Source organism: Limnobaculum xujianqingii (genome assembly GCF_013394855.1).
GTDB classification, from domain to species: Bacteria; Pseudomonadota; Gammaproteobacteria; order Enterobacterales; family Enterobacteriaceae; genus Limnobaculum; species Limnobaculum xujianqingii.
Window position 1 is genome coordinate 2,300,820 of sequence record NZ_JABMLK010000001.1, and the last position, 18,245, is coordinate 2,319,064.

An 18,245-nucleotide genomic window follows, 5' to 3' on the forward strand; every position below is an offset into this window, starting at 1 on the left:
CATCCGGAGAAAATTTATGTTACCCGTTAATATATTAGAATTCACCTCACCGGAAAACGCCCTTCCTGGCAGAGATACCCCGATGAAAGTTGCCGCTGAACATTTGGTTTTACATACATCCATGACTGAGACTCCCCAAAATATGTCAGAGGCAATTTTCGCAATGGGTTGTTTTTGGGGCGTGGAACGCCTGTTCTGGCAACAGACTGGGGTATATAGCACCGCAGCAGGATATAGCGGTGGTATAACGCCTAACCCAACCTATCGCGAAGTTTGCAGTGGACAAACAGGACATGCCGAAGTAGTAAAAATTATTTTTGATCCATCGATTATCAGTTATAACGATTTACTTAAACTGTTTTGGGAAAATCACGATCCTGCTCAGGGAATGCGGCAGGGAAATGATATCGGTACTCAATACCGTTCAGCTATTTATGCAACCACTCCTGAGCAATTGCTACAGGCGCTGGACAGTGAAAAAGCGTTTACTCAGGCCATGAGCGATGCCAAAGATACACGACATATCACCACTGAAATTACTATGGCGAAACCTTTCTATTTCGCTGAAGACGAGCATCAACAGTATCTGGCGAAGCACCCTAATGGTTATTGTAACCTGGGTGGTATTGGCGTTTGCCTGCCGCCAGAAATCTAAAGGCATATGACAAGCGTTAACCAACTGTTATACTAATTAATGATAACGGACTAAAGCCCGTCGGTCCTCATAGTCCGTTACTCTTTTTGCTCATTCTGAGTACTCAACGTTAAAATCTATTTCCGATATAACTGCGGATAAATTATGTTAAACAGTCTATTACTGATTATTTTGTTGATCGCAATAAGTGCGTTCTTCTCTTTTGCCGAGATCTCTCTCGCTGCCTCACGAAAAATGAGGCTGAAAATGATGGTGGATGAAGGCAACGTTAATGCAGCGCGGGTACTGGAACTACAGGCAACTCCTGGGGTTTTCTTTACCGTTGTGCAAATTGGCATTAATGCCGTAGCCATTCTGGGCGGTATTGTAGGTGATTCTATTTTTTCACCTTATGTTGCTACTTTTCTCAGTCGCTTTATGGAGCCAGAACTTTCAGAACAACTTGGATTTATCGTTTCATTCTCTATCGTTACCAGCTTATTCATTCTGTTTGCTGACCTGACGCCAAAACGCATTGGCATGACATCACCGGAGGCAGTCGCAATCCGGATTATCAATCCAATGCGTTTCTGTATTGCTCTGTTTCGTCCGCTGGTTTGGTTCTTTAATGGTATGGCTACCCTGATTTGCCGCCTGTTTAAAGTTCCGATGATCCGTAACGACAATATTACCTCTGACGATGTGTATGCCGTATTCGAAGCCGGTGCACTGGCTGGTGTATTACGCAAGCAAGAACATGAACTGATTGAAAATGTGTTCGAACTGGAATCCAGAACGGTTCCCTCTTCCATGACCGCTCGTGAACACGTGGTCTATTTTGAGCTGGATGAGCAAGAGTCAGAAATTAAAGACAAAATTGCCAATTACCCTCACTCGAAGTTTTTGGTGTGTAATGGATCTATCGATCAAATTATTGGCTATGTTGACTCTAAAGATTTACTGATTCGGGTACTAAGCAATCAAAGCCTGACATTAAAAGGCGGCGTTCAAATTCATACGCCACTGATCGTTCCGGATACCTTAACCCTGTCAGAAACACTGGAAAGCTTCAAAGTTGCCGGTGAAGACTTTGCGGTTATCCTTAACGAATATGCGCTGGTGGTTGGCATTATCACCCTAAAAGATGTGATGACCACGTTAATGGGTGACCTGATTGGCCCAGGCCAGGAAGAGCAGATCGTTGCACGTGACGAAAGCTCATGGCTGGTTGACGGCGCAACACCTATTGATGATGTAATGCGAGCACTGTCTATCGACGAATTTCCTCAGTCTGAAAATTATGAAACCATCGGTGGTTTTATGATGTATATGCTGCGTAAGATTCCAAAGCGCACTGATTCAGTAAAATTCTCTGGTTATAAGTTTGAAGTGGTTGATATCGACAGCTACAAAATCGATCAACTTTTAGTGACTCGCCTGCAGGACAATATGACAATATCATCAGATGACAGTAAAGAGAAACAACCAAAAGAAACTGAATAAAAATTCATTATTCAGAAAACAAGATGGCCATCGTTAAGGATGGCCATTAAAGTTAACATAAGTTGTGAATATTCATTCAATGTCAGGCAAATTCAGCGCGTAATTCCTGGACTTCACGGTTTACTTCCGCCATAACATTGAAGTGAATTTTATCACATACTTTTGGAAGCAGAATTTTCCCCATATCAAACTCAAATGCACCAATACCCTTGATGTAGAGCCTGCCACGGAAGAGAGTCTTCACGTATAGCGCAACCCGTTGTGGATTGTAGCTAGGGAAGATTTTCATTTCATGTCCTCCATAATTATTTAAGACGTAACGTCACTATAGCCCGGTCACCCGAACAACTTATTAGTGACGCTAGCTATGTCTCTTAGTTAACACTACTATTCTTTATACTCATAGCCTCTTTAACGTTATTTACATAACATGCTGAAATGTCAGGAAAGCATTGAGTACCAATAACTATAGGACAAAAACTGAGTTTTCACGAATTAAAAACTATATATTGTGAAGTATATAAAATTTAACACTCGCTAACTTAATTTATTCCGAGGGTTAGCTGATACATAAAATCCGGGATTAAGAAATGTGTGAGCTGGCGCATAGTTAAGCGGAATATTATCCCAATTATTCACTTGCAGGCCCGCAGCACGAACAATAGCATGACCCGCTGCCGTATCCCAAATACAGGTTGGCCCAAAGCGGGGGTAGATTTGAGCACTGCCTTCGGCAACCAGACAGAATTTTAGTGAAGATCCTACCGCGGTGGTTTCATAATCACCTAATGATGCCAGAAATTGTTCCAACGGCTCATCACGATGTGAGCGGCTACAAACTACTTTTGGTGGATATGCCAGCTTAGGATTAATGACCTGTCGCTTGCCTTCAATCTCTTTCCAGGCGTACTCATCTTCTGCAGCATAAAGCACATCTGGCACCGGGGCGTAAACCACCCCCATTACCGGAACACCCTGTTCAATCAAAGCAATATTGACAGTAAATTCACCATTCCGATTTAAGAACTCTTTGGTACCGTCCAGTGGATCAACTAACCAGTAGCGCTGCCAGTGGCGTCGTTCTTCCCATTCCTGAGGAGATTCTTCAGAAAGCACTGGGATATCTGGCGTTAACCGGGTAAGGCCATCGACAATGACGCGATGGGCAGCCAGATCGGCGGCGGTAACTGGTGAGCTGTCGGCTTTAAGCTGGGCTTCCAGCGGCTGATACCCCTGATAAACCTGTAAAATAGCCTCACCAGCCTGACGAGACAAAAGGCAAATCGCTTCCAATCTATCTGATACCTGCAACATAAATCCCCTTTTTCACCACCATCAGAATCATTCAGATTAGCAATTTTATACCTAATAACCAGTTTTTCAGGTAATTAACTCTCAACCTCTCCCTTCATCAACAAACTGAAATAAAACTCACATTGCATTTATTAATGATGCATTTAAAATACACTTTAATCAAATATCAAACCTGACCTTTAAATATATGGGGAGTCATTATGGAATACGCCAGCCAATCATTAGGGGCTTTAGCCGTTGCTATTCCCGGAGCGACAAAGTTATTTCGTCAATATGACCTCGACTTTTGCTGTGGCGGAAAACAGACGCTACAGCGCGCCGCAGACAAAAAAATGCTGGATATAGCCGAGTTATCTCAACAGCTTGATCGGCTCGCCAGTAAACCTTCTGAGGCCAAAGATTGGTCTCAATCACCTTACTCAGAAATGATTTCACATATTCTACAGCGCTATCATCAACGTCACAGAGAGCAACTACCAGAATTGATTTTACTGGCTCAAAAAGTTGAACGCGTCCATGCAGCTAAATTGACCTGTCCTCATGGCCTGGCGGAAAGACTGACCATTATTTATCAGGATTTAGAACAGCATATGATGAAAGAAGAGAGAATTCTGTTTCCAATGATCGAACAGGGAATGGGAACTCAGGCAGGTGGTCCCATCAATGTCATGGAGATGGAACACGATCAGGCGGGTCAGGATGTCGAAAAAATTAAACAAATAACCAATAATTTAACGCCTCCGGCTGAAGCTTGTAATACCTGGAGAGCGCTGTATAGCTCAACAGAAGAGTTTATTACTGACCTGATGGAACATATTCATCTGGAAAATAATATTCTTTTCCCTCGGGCTTTAGCAAACAAGTAATCCGGTAAATAAATCAGCCAGAGTAAAATAGACTCTGGCTGATATTCTGTCTGAATGCTACTTCTCAATAATTAGAGAATTTCCAGCAATTCCACTTCAAATACCAGTGTGCTAAATGGTGGAATAGAAGCTCCGGCGCCACGTTCACCGTAAGCCAGATGCTGAGGAATAGTTAACTTCCACTTGGAACCGACTGGCATTAGCGTTAATGCCTCAATCCAACCAGGGATCACACCGCTTACCGGAAACTCAGCTGGTTCACCACGTTTAACCGAGCTGTCAAATACAGTACCGTCAATCAGGCTACCGGTATAATGAACACGTACGCGATCCTGACGGGAAGGGATAGTACCTTCGCCCTGAGTCAGAACTTCGAACTGCAGGCCAGACTCGGTGCTGTTCACTTCGCTACGTTTAGCGTTCTCTTCTAAGTAATGTACGCCTTCCTCGGCCATTTTTTCCTGCTTATCACGGCGAACCTTATCGGCACGCTCATGAATTTCACGCAATGCGCGATGAACAACGTCTACTGGCACAGAAGGATGGTTGCCATGCAAAGCATCCGTTAAACCGGCTAACAGCGCTTCTGGCACCAGTCCTTCTAAACCGGACTCCTGGAGCTGTTGCCCAACCTGCAAACCAATACCGTAACTGGCCTGTGATTCTACGCTGTCAAAAGATGGCTTTGTCATTATGTTTCCTCAGAAAATAGCCTTAGAAAATAGATCTGGAAAGATAAACAGAGGCGAAGCATACCACAGGAAATCCGGCAGAATAAACGACAACAACAAAGCATTGCCTGAATTATATCTGTGCTTCCTCATGTTGCACTGCTTCTTGCGCTATTCTCCCTTTGGTCAGCCACCAGATAACAATTCCCATCAGGCTTAATACAGCGCCGGTCACACAAACACCCTGCCACTGAGCATATTGATAGGCCATCGCAGAAATCAGTGAACCTAAAGCACCACCAATAAAATAGCTGGTCATATAGCCTGCGGTTAGTCGACTTCTTGCCTCCGGCATCATACGGTACATCACTGATTGGTTAGTAACGTGAACGCCCTGTACCGCTAAATCCAGTACAATAATGCCAAGCAGTAAAGTCCAGATAGAAACCTCGCCAAAGGCAATCGGTATCCAGGAAAGAAACAGTAAAACTAAACCAATACTAGTTGTCTGGCTGGCTTTACCTTTGTCTACCAACTGCCCTGCACCACTCGCCGCCAGCGCACCTGCCGCGCCCACCAGACCAAATAATCCAATTACGGCTTCAGAGTAATTATAGGGTGGGGATGCCAGCAGAAATGCCATTGAGGTCCAGAGCACGCTGAAATTAGCAAAAGAGAGTGCCCCCAGAAAAGCCCGGGTACGCAGCGTGGTATTACGGGAAAACAACGAAATAATTGATACCAATAATTGCGGATAATTAAGTCCGCTACTTTGCTTATAGCGGGGAAGTGCAAACCATAGAATGATGGCAACCAATATTAAGAGTACCGTTGCAACCCAATAGATAGTTCGCCAGCTACCAACAGCGGCCAGTAAACCCGCCGCTGTCCGCGCCAACAGAATCCCCAGCAACAGGCCACTCATCACAATACCGACAACTTTTCCCCGCTTAGCCGGTTCTGCCAGCGTCGCAGCAAAAGGAACCAGTAATTGGGCCACGACCGAGAACAAGCCGGTTAACGCCGTACCAATAATAATGCCCATCACCGTTGATGAAGTTGCCGTAATCAACATGCCCGCCGCAGAAAGCAGCGTCATCAAGACAATAAGCCCACGCCGTTCAAACATATCGCCCAATGGAACAATAAACATCAGTCCTGCGGCATAGCCCAACTGAGCAGCAGTCACGATGAACCCTGCCTGGCTTACTGACAAACCAAAGGCTTTAGCAATAGTTTCCAGCAAAGGCTGTGCGTAATAATTACTGGCAACAACCAATCCGGTTGCCAGCGCCATAATCATAATTAATGTTGGCGTCAGGACTTTATTTTCGGTTTTCTGATTCATTATTTAGATTCTTAAAATGGTACTGGCAGGCATTACTGCTAAGAAAGTAACAATCGCACCATAAAGTATACTGTGTATGGAGCACCACACCATCTAAAGCCGCTAATCATTTTTTACAAACTGTACAATCTGCTATTGGAGAAAATCAGGAAAACCATCATGATGAATAAATAATGGCGATTTATCCCACAGCAAACAGAAGCTATCTGTTTATATTATTTACCAAATCTATTTTATTCGATCTATTATGGTTAAAATCACACGACTACCAGACAGGCGGTTCATGTCTGATGGAGTTCCAGATGAGGTGTTGTGATGCAGGTAAATAAAGTCAAACAGAGATCGCAAAGCGGTAATAACCCGCTGAAGATCCTATTATCTAAATTATGGCACTTGCCTGACGGTTTCAGCTGGATGGAACCTCTCCCTTATGCTCACCGCCGTGGTGTGATACTCGCTACCCTATTAATTCTATGTGCTTTCTTGTGGCCCAGTGATAAAGGGGAAACCACAACCAGCAGCAATACTCCCGTTGAGTTATCGGCGCCGGAGGCGAGCACTACGCAGCCAAATGCGCCACCGCCTGAGCCATCTCAGGCCTTAAATACACCAGCACCAATTCAACCACCTCCTTTGGCTTCCAGTCAGCAAACTACCGAAACGCCAACCCCCTCCCCAACATCTCAACCTCCTGTGATACCTGAGCAACCCACTAATCACGAGTGGAAAGAGTTTACTATCCAGAAAGGACATACGCTGACTCAGCTGTTCCGGGAGAATCGTTTTATCGTTAGTGATGCATTTTTACTGGCGCAGGTTGAAGGGCCGGGAAAACCGGTTAACGCCTTAAAGATTGGCCAAAAAATTCGGATTCAGCTTACTCAGGATAAGCAAGTTATGGCACTGGAAGTTGAACTTTCTGCTAATAAATCAGCCCTGTTTACTCGCCAGAATGATGGACGTTTTCGCCGGGAACGTTAAGCTGTTGCAACAAAAAATCTCGCAGCACTACTCCTTGATTATGTTCCATATCCTTACTGCCAAAGAGCAAAGTAATACTTTTATTTTGTTGTAGTAATTGCAACAACGGCATCCAGTTCTGCCCATACTTAAGCTCTGTCAGATAGTCGCGACAAAAATCATCCCAACGCGTTGGGTCGGCATGGAATCGTTGACGCAGTTCAGTGCTTGGAGCGACTTCTTTTAGCCAGATAACACCTGACAGACGCGCTTTGGTTACCCCTCTGGGCCATAAGCGATCGATAAGAAAACTATTTTCTGCAATGGGCGGACTAATTTCATAGACCCTCGCCAGATGAATATTAACCATCATATTCTCCTTATCAACATAGCTCTGTTGGCTTAATAACTTTATCGTTCGGGCATTACTGAACCCGAAGCTAATATCACATCGATAAAACAAAAAAGAAAGGAAACGTTTCGAAAATCAAAAAGCAAAACGCCGACATAAGTCGGCGTTTTAAACATGGTAAGAAAACTAAATATTAGTCTTCAGCAACCACGATAACGTTCAGTTTAGCAAATACTTCGCTGTGAACCTGGAAGCTAACTTCGAACTCGCCCAGATTGCGTAAAACGCCTTCTGGCAGACGAACTTCGCTCTTGGCCACTTCAACGCCAGCAGCAGTTACTGCATCAGCGATGTCACGAGTACCGATAGAACCAAACAGTTTACCTTCGTCACCCGCTTTAGAAGCGATAGTCACGCTGCCCAGACCAGAGATCTTAGCGGCACGAGCTTCTGCAGCTGCCAGAGTTTCAGCCAGTTTGGCTTCTAACTCAGCACGACGAGCTTCGAAAAACTCAATGTTTTTCTTGGTTGCCGGAACCGCTTTACCTTGCGGTACCAGATAGTTACGAGCATAGCCCGATTTAACATTAACTTGATCACCCAGGCTGCCCAGGTTAGCTACTTTATCAAGCAGAATAACTTGCATTACCGTATCCTCTTTAAGTTCGTGGATCGTTGCCGATTACTGATGACGATCAGTATACGGTAACAAAGACAGGTAACGTGCGCGCTTAATAGCACGTGCCAGCTGACGCTGGTACTTAGCACGGGTACCGGTGATACGGCTCGGGACAATCTTCCCGCTCTCGGTGATATAATTTTTCAGCGTTGCGATATCTTTATAGTCGATCTCTTGAACGCCTTCCGCGGTGAAACGGCAGAACTTGCGACGACGGAAATAACGTGCCATATGGCTAGTCTCCAGAATCTATCAATTCAATCTGCTCGGCATGTAACACTAATTTATTGAGTCCGTTGCGGCCTTGATGGCTGCTGACAAAACCGGATACTCTCAGGCTACTGCCGACCGTTATACTGTGAGTTAACGCTTGAGACTGCTGTCCACTGACAACCACGGGCATTCTGCACCATGCTTGTCGGTTAAACCCGGCTTCCTGCTGTTGTGAGCGGTGCTCTAGCACAAACTGACAATGCGGAACCCCAGATGGACTTACTTTACGGATGGGGGTCTTGGTTACTATACCAGACAACACCAACCGATTTGCAGTCTGCACCGGCAATTACTCTTCAGAATCCTCAGCATCATCTGAGTCATCATCCATTAGCTCTTCAGCAAAATCTTCACGACGCTCGCGACGTTCGTCTTTTGCTTTAACCATTGGAGAGGCTTCAGTTACGGCATGCTTAGTACGCATTACCATGCTACGGATAACGGCATCGTTGAAGCGGAAGTTAGTTTCCAGCTCATCGATCGCTTCCTGCGGTGCTTCAACGTTCAGCAGAACGTAGTGAGCTTTATGCAGTTTGTTAATTGGGTAAGCCAGTTGACGACGACCCCAATCTTCTAAACGGTGAATTTCACCACCTGCAGTTTTGATCGCACCGGTGTAACGTTCGATCATACCTGGAACTTGTTCGCTTTGGTCGGGATGGACCATAAAGACGATTTCGTAATGACGCATCAATTGCTCCTTACGGATTATTCAGCCTCCTGTCAGGGTCAGCCGTGGCCCATGGAAGCAAGGAACGTGTTTATGTGTACGGCTGAAAAAATGACGCTGAATTGTACGTTTATGGCGAGGGAACTTCAAGGAGATTCAGCATTGGTTTAGTAATAAACTGAATCTCTTGAAGTTAAACTGTTTTAAGCCTGTGCAATAGCCTCTATTTCAAGGGCAGAACCAAAATGCAGACAAGAGACACCAGCAACAATTCTGGCGGGACGATGGTCACCAATCCATTCAGCATACAGGCGGTTAAATTCCGGCCACATATCCATATCCACAATAAAAATACGTACCTGAACCAGCTTGCTTTTACTACTGCCGGAAGCTTTCAGACTGACTTCAATATTAAAAAGTACCTGCTTTGCCTGCTGTTCAAATGGCTTGTCTGCCAATGCCTGGCCCTGAGCATTCACCGGCAGTTGTCCTGAAAGATAGACCATACCATTGCAAATACAGGCGTGAGAGTAATGCCCACCGGGTTTTGATAATTCAGGGCTGTTAACATGCACAATACTGTTTTCTGTATCAGAAACGCTCATATCCATTTCCCCTTATCCGGCAAAAATATCGCTCATCCCACCGGAAGCCTTCAGGCCAGAACCGGTCAGAATCACCACTGTCGTTTCCCCTGGTTTTATCACCCCACGACGCATAAATTCATCAATGGCTGCGGCAGCCGTTGCGCTGGTTGGCTCGGCATAAAGCCCCATCGACGTTAGCTTAATCACTGCCTGAGTGATTTGCTCTTCCGTTATGGCTACCGTATTGCCGCCAGAACGACGGATAGCGTCTAACAGCTCTTTCAGACGCACCGGGCTTCGAATGGCGGTACCTTCCGCAATAGTTGCGGCATATTTTGTTGGTACCAACTCTGTCGCACCAGCCTGAAAGGTCGCATCTATTGGCGCACAATTTGCCGGTTGCGCAATCAGCAATTTAGGCAGTTTTTTAATTTGACCGGCGGCTAACAGTTCGCTGAAACCAATATCACAGCCCAACACATTACTACCGGCACCGGTAGGAATAATAATGTTATCCGGGGCTTTAAAACCTAAATCTTCCCATAGCTCATAGGCTAATGATTTAGTTCCCTGCAGAAAGAAGGGGTGCAGTTATGGCTGGCGTAAAACGTAGATTCTGACTGTCGCAGTGCTTCATTTTCTGTATCCTGACGGGAACCGGGTACTAACTGAACTTCTGCACCAAAGGCCCGACTTTGTAATAGCTTAGCCGGTGAGGTTGATTCGGGAGCCAGTATTCGCGCTTTGATCCCCGCAGCGGCACAAGAGGCAGCAATTGCCGCACCGCCATTACCGGAACTATCTTCAATCAACTCCTTCACACCTAACTGAGCCAGAAAAGAGACCATCACCGCTGCGCCACGATCTTTAAAACTGCTGGTTGGATTAAACCATTCCAATTTGAACAGTACATCGGTGTTGTTCCAGCGCTTACCAACCAGTGGCGTGCAGCCTTCCCCCAGAGAAACCGGATGTTTAATAGCGACGGGTAAAGCTGCCTGATAACGCCAGAGTGAGCGATAACGACTATCAATTTCATCACGGGTAATTCCGGGTAAGGGTGTAATCATCAATGGCGCTTTCTTTTCGGAACACCAACGTAACTCATCTATTTGATAATTCAGTCCATTACGTTGATCAATATATTCGGGTATAACTTTTTTCATCGTCACTCTCCGGAGATCTGTCAATTTGGCCTAGAACAGACTCTTTTATACCTCTGCTTTCATATACAAACAATAAAATATTATACAAAGTGTTAATTCGATCCTATCAAAAAACTATCCGTAACTATTCCATAAAAAATAATTTCGTTATAAAGTTTTTTTTAATCTTTAAAATTTTTTCATGTTTGTCACACATAAATAGTTTTAAAGGTAGTTATTCACAATTTTTATTAAGTAATACAAAGGAATGTAGATGAAAAAGCTGATAATTCCCTTATCTCTGCCCGTATTATTGTTTGGCCCCTCAACTCAAGCTACTGATAGCTACCAAATTACTAACCCACAAGGTGCTTCCGTATTTCAGGCTACATTCTTTAATCAGGGTGAAGCACCAGAAGTACATCCGGATGCTGAACCTGTTAAGCCTTCGACCTGGACTCTGGATAATCTGCAAAAAACAAAAGTTCTTAACAGCATCGACTACTGGGCTGAAGTGATTAATCCTCGACCCGGACAACTACCTGCTCAGATTCACATCACTACATTTGATGAGGAAAATGCTACTGGTAGTAGCGGATTTGTACATCAGGGCCAATTGAGCGTTACTGAATTACAGGCTGCATTACTTGGCCAGGATCCCGGATTGTTACCGTTTGGTTCCCATGCTCAGCTTTCTTTGGGAAAGATGGATTACGATACCCTTGCTTACGTCCCTTCATTACTACCTCGTTCTACCACTCAGGCTGATACTTTCGGTATTGCACTTCATGAACTGGCACATGGTTTAGGCATCAATAGCAACATTGCAGGACTAAACAAGCCGGTTGATGAAGATGAAGACTCGACCAGTACCTCCTCGGATTCCGACAACCAGGACGATAGTTCAACTCAGGACAACAAACCCTACGCATCAACTACTTATGGAAATTGGACCGAACACCTGCGCGATGATAATGGTCGTTCAATGCAGCCTGGTCAGGCTGTTTTATGTTCAGACTGTGAAAATCCTTACTCAGATAACGCTTTCGATGTACGCAAGGATAAAGGTTATTTCGCAGGGCAATATGTTAGTGAAGTTCTGGCTGGTTCAATGCCGGGCGTTCCGGTAAAGATTATGGGAGAAGATGGCAAACTTGATACCGATTACATGAGTCATATTGAATTAAAAAATAGTCTGATGAGCCATCAAAACTATCGAAACTATACCACCTTTATGGAAGCTGAACTGGCGATATTGCAGGATATGGGATACCAGATTGAACGCCGCAATATGTATGGATTTTCTGTTTACGGCGATAATCAGACAATCATTAGCCAGCATAGTTACTCATTATGGGATGCAACTGCTCAGGCTTATGTTTCTGACCAGTACAATACTTCCACTCTGGGGCTGGGCTTACATATCTATGGCAGTAATAACCAACTGCATCAGGCGGCTGATATTCTTACTGCCGGTGCTGGTGCAGCCGGTATCCGAGTCGATGGTGAAAACAATACCCTGATAATCGAACCTGATACGCGTGTTTACGCTGATGGAGTCAATGGTCGTGGCGTAATGTTCACCTACGGTAAAGATCATAACTTTATTCATCGGGGAGATATTCAGGCGAATGGTGAAATGGGGATTGCCGCTATCTTTGATTTTGGTAATAACCTGCTGGGTAATACCAGCGAATATCGTGGTTCCTTTATCCGCTTCGTCAATTCCGAAGAAGCTGAGTTACTGCCAGAATTAAATGGAGCACTGGTCAATAATGCTGATATCAGCGGCCGTCTGGCAGGAACAGATGCTGCTATTTATATTGCACCCAATGCGCTGGTTAACAATATAAATATAATGAATGGTGCCCGTCTGGAAGGCGCTATCTATTCTGACTATAACCAAAAAGATGACAGTGAACAGCAACGCCTGACCCACCTCACTTTTGGTAAATTAGCCGATGACAGTGGCCGGGCAACCGATGAAGCTGATGCCAGTTTCAATTTGCGTTACGACAATAATATTCAAGGCATCAACAACCTGGCATTGGAGCTATCAGGAGGGCAAACCTCCCTCAATGGGATTCATCAACTCTATAGCGTTAATGTCGCTTCAGATGCCAGGCTGGCAGGTAACAGCCAATATACGCTAAACAGTAACGGATTATTCACTAACCACGGAGTTATTGCTCCGGGTAACTCTATGGGTAAAATCGATATACTGGGCAACTACCAACAGGGTGAGGATGGACAACTACTGCTTGAAATTGCCAACGATGGTTCCAGCGATATATTTACCGTTAGTGGTACTGCGGATTTAAATGGTCAGTTAACCTTTGTACCTCAGGCCGGCTGGTATCCGGGTGGCTGGACACAAGATACTCGTAGCATGTTGAGCTTCGGTTCAACAACTGGAGAATTTAGCGAAATCAACAGCCAATTTGAATCATTAACCCTGAAATTACAGATTACTCCTCAAGGTAATGGCCTGTATCAATTATCCATGCTGCGGGATAATAATGCTTATAGCCAATATGCTTTAGATGACAACGCCCGGCGAGTTGGTCGCGCATTAGACCAGATCGTCATGAATGCCCAGTCCGATTTGCAGCCACTGTTTAGCACGCTGGACTTTATCGATAGCACCACTATTGCCAATGCGCTAAACCAGCTTTCTCCGGCCAATTATAGCGCCATGTTTGCCAGCGCACTAAACCGTGAACAGCAAATTACAGACATTATCAGCATTCAAAGGGCATCTGCCTCTGACCGTTCTGAAACCGGATCTCGAGCTTTTGCCATTCCGTTTGGCGGTGGTTTCTGGCAAGACCGGCAAGATAACAGCGTGGGATATAACGCTTCCAGCTATGGCGTTATCTTTGGTGCCGAGAAACCTTATGAAGCAGCCCCTGACTGGACATTAGGATTCCACGGTGCGGTTAGCGGTCAAACGGTAAAAGTTAAATCACCGGAGAACGGTACCGGAAAAACGACTGCATTTAATTTAGGTCTGCATACTCGCTATACACAAGACCCAATGGCAGGTTTGTATCTGTTTGGTAACGGACGTATTGGTATTGAAGATGGTTCAATGGATCACAGCGTCAGAGTGGGTAATTACCGTACTAATAATCAGTCCGACTGGACTGGTCTGAGCGGTTCGTTGATGGCTGGTGGTGGTTATAACTGGAAACTAACACCTGAATTCAGCGCCGGACCTGTTGCCGCACTGAACTATACGGTGTTATCTCATCCGGACATTAATGAGAACGGCTGTGACAGCGCCTGTCTGGAACTGGATGCTAAAAATTTTAACTCACTGCGTTCCAGTATCGGTATTGGCAGTTCACTGGATCTGTCGCGAACAACAGGTCAGGGATTTAAAGCCAGCCTGCAACTTACCTGGAACCATGAATATCTGGATACTGATTTGGTGCAAAATACCAATTTCAGTGGATATGATAATGTTTCATTTAGCAGTAAGAATCGGATCACCAGTCGTGACTCCGCAGGCGTTCAGGCAAATCTGAGCTATCAGATTAATAAAGACGTGACGGCGAATGTTGGTGTATCCAGCGATCTGTTCCGTTCTGGCTATAACAATGTATCGGGGAATGCTTCGGTGAACTGGCGTTTTTAAACTATTCCAGCATCTTCGTTAAAAGTATGCCCTGCCTAAAAACAGGGCATTACATCAATATTAGTCAATCAGCCTGGATTCAACAAAAAAACCACCTCCCCCCTATAGTGAGGAGATTGTGATAGTCGCTGCTGCCACTGCTTATCCCACTCACCATGCTGAACTAAACCTACGCGAAAAGGTATAGTTAAACCAAGTAGCGCGGGTAAATAGGCATCATAGTTAGTAACAGTCTTACGCCCCTGATAGGTTTGCACCACCAGTTCATCCACCGGCAGTTGATTAAGCTGATTAACATTACCGGTTTTCGCCCAGTCCAGCAGACCCGTAACGCTTAAAGGACAATCTTTTGGCAGCTTGTTCCGAACCCGGCTTAAAAACTCTGCATATTTATCAAGTTGGTAGCTGGCGGCATCAAAATCAATTTGAATACCCACGTGCTGATTGCCTGCTGCAACCCACTTTTCCCGCAGCGTTAACATGGCATCCAACATTGGCTCCGGAATATCCAGCGTAGTAACCCGTATTGATAACCAAAGCTTGGGTGCCTTTAATCGACTTACCGGGATCCCTTTGCTCCACAACCGGGCTTTTCCCTGCTGACGGACAATTTCTCCCTGATAGAGATAAAGCTCAGACATCTGATGTAGCACGGGCTGAGGACGAACCCCAGCCCATAGCCAGAACTTCTGATACTGACTGGCATCAACCCCGCTTTGAGCAACACAAACCATCGGGCTCAATAGCAGGCTGAATACCAGCAGAATGCGTTTGGTTACCAGTAGTAACGCAATTTTTCTGCCCACACCGAACCTTTGTAATCACGCTTTAACTGCTGGAACCAGGATTTACGCACATTGCTGTCAATTTCCTGCCCATCGCAACTGTTGTAGCCTGAAGGGGCATAACACATGATCGCCCGATACAGGGCATAGCTTTTATCTTCCGGCTCTGCACCAGGATTGGCGATTACTTGCTGATAGCGAGTTAAACGGCTCTGAGCTTTGCCTTTAAACATGGCGGGTGCATCATTTAGCTGCCACTGTAAACCATACTCCATTCCGGTATCGACGTGAGTTTCGGTTAAGCGGAAAAATTCCCCCATACAGTTAAGCGCATGTCCATCTTTAGGCTGACTGGTCAGTACTTCTGCGGTCTTATCCAGAGATGCACAAAGGTAGCCTTTCTCGGTATTGCTACCATCCCAGTCAAATAGAGTGATATTCACATCACCCAGCTTCTCTTTATCAAACTTCAGTGACACTGAATCTTTACCCAAAGCGCGATCTTTCAGGTAATCCGAATAATTCCCGGTAATCAAATCCCGGGTAAGTAACGTATGCAGCGCAATAACACGTTCTTCATTATTTACACCAGAAGCTACCTGTTGGCGTAACAGCGAAGCATTGGCCACATCTTTTAATACTAAAGAACGGAAGCGAAGTGAGGTAACCGGACTGTTGGCAGCAAATACCAGTTCAGGTTTTCCCTGATAGGCCAGTGAATTAGTTAGCATTAACTGCAGGAACTGCTGCTGAATAGCAGTGGTTTTTAAAGTTAGTAAATGACGCCAGTGCGCTTCTGCCTGAGGCCATTTTTTCTGCGCCTGTAACGCCTGCCCCAAAAGAACCTGCAGGCTGAAATCTACAGTATCAGTCAACGCTTGTGTGGTCGCAGCAGGAATAGCAGACTCTACTTTGGCATAATCTTTTGGCAGATAAAACAGCCAGGCATTATGTAAATAGTTCCATGCCGAAGCCATACCCGCCTTTTCAAACATAGGTTTATAACCGTTAATTTCTGCTTCAGTAACCAGAATCGCATTGGGGCGGGACTGATAGCCTTCCCGCAAACGGCGTAGCGTTTGAGTCAGAGTTAACATTGGCGTTTCTGGCGCGGAAACAAATTGATTATCGATATCCTGCCATGCGTAGCTGCTCAATAATTTGGTATCAATTTCATTAATCAGAGACTGTAGCATCTCCATATTGGCTGCCCGCCCCAGCGCCTGTTCTGAACTTTTAGCCAATTCATTCCATTCAGAAGCAAACCAGTAAATACGGCGATACAGGTCTTGAGTTGATGTCGCATAGCGCCCGGTCGGATAAGCCGTAAGATAATCCTTCGCCTTCTGAGCAGCCAGCGAGGTCAGATTTTTATCGCTTTTGGTTACGTCAAACATCTCATACTCATCCAGGGCATGTTCAACGGCCTGATTTAGCGCCACGCGAAATAACATGTAAGTCGCAGTTTCCGCTACCCAAGGCTGACTCGCCTTTACCAGATTCTGAAAGCCCGCGGTCGCCTCACTAAAGTTGCCATTATAAAAATAGGCGGCGCTGAATAAATAATTATGCAAATCGGCAGCATGTGATTTTTCAGGGAACGCAGCGGTTGAAACGTCTGCCAGCTCGGGATCGATCAGGATGTTCATTCGCTGATGGGCTAAATCTTTGCGTTGTTCCGGCGTCAGTTCTTTATCATCAATCAATAGCTGAAAAAAGTGAGCCAACGCTGCAGGCGTATTAGACACCATTCGACCACGGCCCCCCAACAGCATCTTATCCGACAGATCCAAAGAGCTAATATCAACCCCTAATTGATCCGCCAGCTTTTTAATCGCTGGTATATCAACTTCAGTGAAAGCAAAACCATATTCATTAACACCAGACGGAGGCGCAACACGAGGAATATTAAAAGGCAATTCACGACTGCGACCAGGTTCAGCCGCTAAAGGTGCATACGCTGAAGCAAATTGGTGCTTATCTGATTCCAGTAACAACAAGTTTGCACGGGTATCGTTGCTTACCCATAAAAATGGATAACTGCCAAGAGGCAGGGAACATGGGGCTAACCAAAAATCACATCCATCACCATCAAAAGATGCCTGCACTGGCTGACACAATAATCCGGTAAGGCATACCGCTAAAAATAGCTTTTTCACTTGCACCAACTCCCTGTCATCACTGAATTCATTCGCCGTTTTTTATCATATTATTTATGGGTTATCACCATATGATTGTTCACCAAATCTCAGGCTGATTCCGAAAATTCAACTTGCTCTGGTTTAACAATACGTTGGTAATCTTCCACATTAAGCAACAGCGATCTTTCTAACGATCCGGCATTAAAAACCATCTCGTCCAATTGTTGAAATAGCAAAGGGTCAACCACCAGCTTAAGGTCAGGATGAAAACTAAAAGGAGGGATAGCACCAAACACACACTGAGTTAGCGCCATCACTTCTTGTGGACTGGCCAGTGATGCTCGCGTTCCGCCTAATTTTTGAGCCAGCATTAGCAAGTTAGCTTTACGATGAGCAGGAAGTACTGCCAAAACATGTTGCTTGATACCATTGCCTTTTACATGGCACACCAGTGCCTTAGCTCCCTGTTCAATTTGCGTTCCTCTGGCTTTAGCCGCCTCTTCAGAACGCCCGGCACTGGCATGTTCAATGACCCGATAGCGAGCCTGCCCACCATCTAATAAAGCAATAAGCTGGTTAAAAATAACTGATGACACAATGTCCTCCCTTTGTAAGGTGCAAGATGCCGGAAAGCATACTCGTTCCCCCATCAAATATGCTATAAACTTCTTATCATA

The 18,245-nt window shown here is 45.2% G+C and carries 18 protein-coding genes and 1 pseudogene; 5 read left to right on the plus strand and 14 right to left on the minus strand.

Going from position 1 to position 18,245, the window contains the following annotated elements; genetic code table 11:
- Positions 1-16 precede the first annotated feature (16 nt).
- Both msrA and GOL65_RS10455 read left to right on the plus strand, forming a co-directional pair.
- Positions 17-655, plus strand: a complete 639-nt coding sequence (gene msrA, locus GOL65_RS10450) for a peptide-methionine (S)-S-oxide reductase MsrA (protein ID WP_140919709.1) — start codon at positions 17-19, stop codon at positions 653-655.
- A 144-nt stretch (positions 656-799) separates the two neighbouring features.
- On the plus strand, positions 800-2,137 hold the full coding sequence (locus GOL65_RS10455) for a hemolysin family protein (RefSeq protein ID WP_140919708.1): 1,338 nt from the start codon (positions 800-802) through the stop codon (positions 2,135-2,137).
- An 82-nt stretch (positions 2,138-2,219) separates the two neighbouring features.
- On the opposite strand, the gene GOL65_RS10460 is transcribed toward GOL65_RS10455, so the two are convergent.
- Positions 2,220-2,426 (minus strand): DUF1107 domain-containing protein, encoded by a 207-nt coding sequence (locus GOL65_RS10460; protein WP_130590239.1) that lies wholly within the window; start codon positions 2,424-2,426, stop codon positions 2,220-2,222.
- A 248-nt stretch (positions 2,427-2,674) separates the two neighbouring features.
- Positions 2,675-3,451, minus strand: coding sequence for a 3'(2'),5'-bisphosphate nucleotidase CysQ (gene cysQ / locus GOL65_RS10465; RefSeq protein ID WP_140919707.1), 777 nt, complete (start codon positions 3,449-3,451; stop codon positions 2,675-2,677).
- 200 nt (positions 3,452-3,651) lie between these two features.
- Between cysQ and ytfE the strand changes: the two genes are divergently transcribed.
- The gene (gene ytfE, locus GOL65_RS10470) at positions 3,652-4,317 is read left to right on the plus strand and encodes an iron-sulfur cluster repair protein YtfE (protein WP_140919706.1); all 666 of its coding nucleotides are present in this window, start codon (positions 3,652-3,654) and stop codon (positions 4,315-4,317) included.
- Between the two features lie 71 nt (positions 4,318-4,388).
- On the opposite strand, the gene fklB is transcribed toward ytfE, so the two are convergent.
- Entirely contained in the window at positions 4,389-5,009 is a 621-nt protein-coding gene (gene fklB, locus GOL65_RS10475) for an FKBP-type peptidyl-prolyl cis-trans isomerase (protein ID WP_140919705.1), read from the minus strand.
- Positions 5,010-5,121: 112 nt separating this feature from the next.
- Positions 5,122-6,336 (minus strand): MFS transporter, encoded by a 1,215-nt coding sequence (locus GOL65_RS10480; RefSeq protein WP_140919704.1) that lies wholly within the window; start codon positions 6,334-6,336, stop codon positions 5,122-5,124.
- A 315-nt stretch (positions 6,337-6,651) separates the two neighbouring features.
- Between GOL65_RS10480 and GOL65_RS10485 the strand changes: the two genes are divergently transcribed.
- The gene (locus tag GOL65_RS10485; RefSeq protein ID WP_140919703.1) at positions 6,652-7,317 is read left to right on the plus strand and encodes an OapA family protein; all 666 of its coding nucleotides are present in this window, start codon (positions 6,652-6,654) and stop codon (positions 7,315-7,317) included.
- Here the strand turns inward: GOL65_RS10485 and GOL65_RS10490 are convergent.
- From GOL65_RS10490 to GOL65_RS22600, 7 genes and pseudogenes are all read right to left on the minus strand, one after another.
- Positions 7,277-7,666: a DUF488 domain-containing protein gene (locus GOL65_RS10490; RefSeq protein WP_140919862.1), complete on the minus strand. Its 390-nt coding sequence runs from the start codon at positions 7,664-7,666 to the stop codon at positions 7,277-7,279. The genes GOL65_RS10485 and GOL65_RS10490 overlap by 41 nt on opposite strands.
- Before the next feature lie 175 nt (positions 7,667-7,841).
- Complete coding sequence (rplI, locus tag GOL65_RS10495; protein ID WP_140919702.1) at positions 7,842-8,294, minus strand: 50S ribosomal protein L9; 453 nt, start codon at positions 8,292-8,294, stop codon at positions 7,842-7,844.
- 36 nt (positions 8,295-8,330) lie between these two features.
- On the minus strand, positions 8,331-8,558 hold the full coding sequence (gene rpsR, locus GOL65_RS10500; protein WP_000135199.1) for a 30S ribosomal protein S18: 228 nt from the start codon (positions 8,556-8,558) through the stop codon (positions 8,331-8,333).
- 4 nt (positions 8,559-8,562) lie between these two features.
- Positions 8,563-8,883, minus strand: coding sequence for a primosomal replication protein N (priB, locus tag GOL65_RS10505; RefSeq protein WP_140919701.1), 321 nt, complete (start codon positions 8,881-8,883; stop codon positions 8,563-8,565).
- A gap of 6 nt (positions 8,884-8,889) precedes the next feature.
- Positions 8,890-9,291 carry a 30S ribosomal protein S6 gene (gene rpsF / locus GOL65_RS10510; protein ID WP_108901257.1) on the minus strand — a complete coding sequence of 134 codons (402 nt, stop codon included), beginning with the start codon at positions 9,289-9,291 and terminating at the stop codon, positions 8,890-8,892.
- A gap of 182 nt (positions 9,292-9,473) precedes the next feature.
- On the minus strand, positions 9,474-9,875 hold the full coding sequence (locus tag GOL65_RS10515; RefSeq protein ID WP_140919700.1) for a RidA family protein: 402 nt from the start codon (positions 9,873-9,875) through the stop codon (positions 9,474-9,476).
- A gap of 12 nt (positions 9,876-9,887) precedes the next feature.
- Positions 9,888-11,023: pseudogene (locus GOL65_RS22600) on the minus strand (threonine synthase).
- A 253-nt stretch (positions 11,024-11,276) separates the two neighbouring features.
- Between GOL65_RS22600 and GOL65_RS10525 the strand changes: the two are divergent.
- Positions 11,277-14,642 carry an autotransporter outer membrane beta-barrel domain-containing protein gene (locus GOL65_RS10525; protein ID WP_140919699.1) on the plus strand — a complete coding sequence of 1,122 codons (3,366 nt, stop codon included), beginning with the start codon at positions 11,277-11,279 and terminating at the stop codon, positions 14,640-14,642.
- A 68-nt stretch (positions 14,643-14,710) separates the two neighbouring features.
- Here the strand turns inward: GOL65_RS10525 and GOL65_RS10530 are convergent, their stop codons facing one another.
- From GOL65_RS10530 to GOL65_RS10540, 3 genes are all read right to left on the minus strand, one after another.
- On the minus strand, positions 14,711-15,448 hold the full coding sequence (locus GOL65_RS10530; RefSeq protein WP_407657475.1) for a DUF3142 domain-containing protein: 738 nt from the start codon (positions 15,446-15,448) through the stop codon (positions 14,711-14,713).
- Positions 15,418-17,586, minus strand: coding sequence for a hypothetical protein (locus GOL65_RS10535; RefSeq protein ID WP_140919698.1), 2,169 nt, complete (start codon positions 17,584-17,586; stop codon positions 15,418-15,420). The genes GOL65_RS10530 and GOL65_RS10535 overlap by 31 nt, the downstream gene beginning before the upstream one ends.
- Before the next feature lie 89 nt (positions 17,587-17,675).
- The gene (locus tag GOL65_RS10540; protein WP_228723086.1) at positions 17,676-18,164 is read right to left on the minus strand and encodes a YbaK/EbsC family protein; all 489 of its coding nucleotides are present in this window, start codon (positions 18,162-18,164) and stop codon (positions 17,676-17,678) included.
- Between the last annotated feature and the right edge of the window lie 81 nt (positions 18,165-18,245).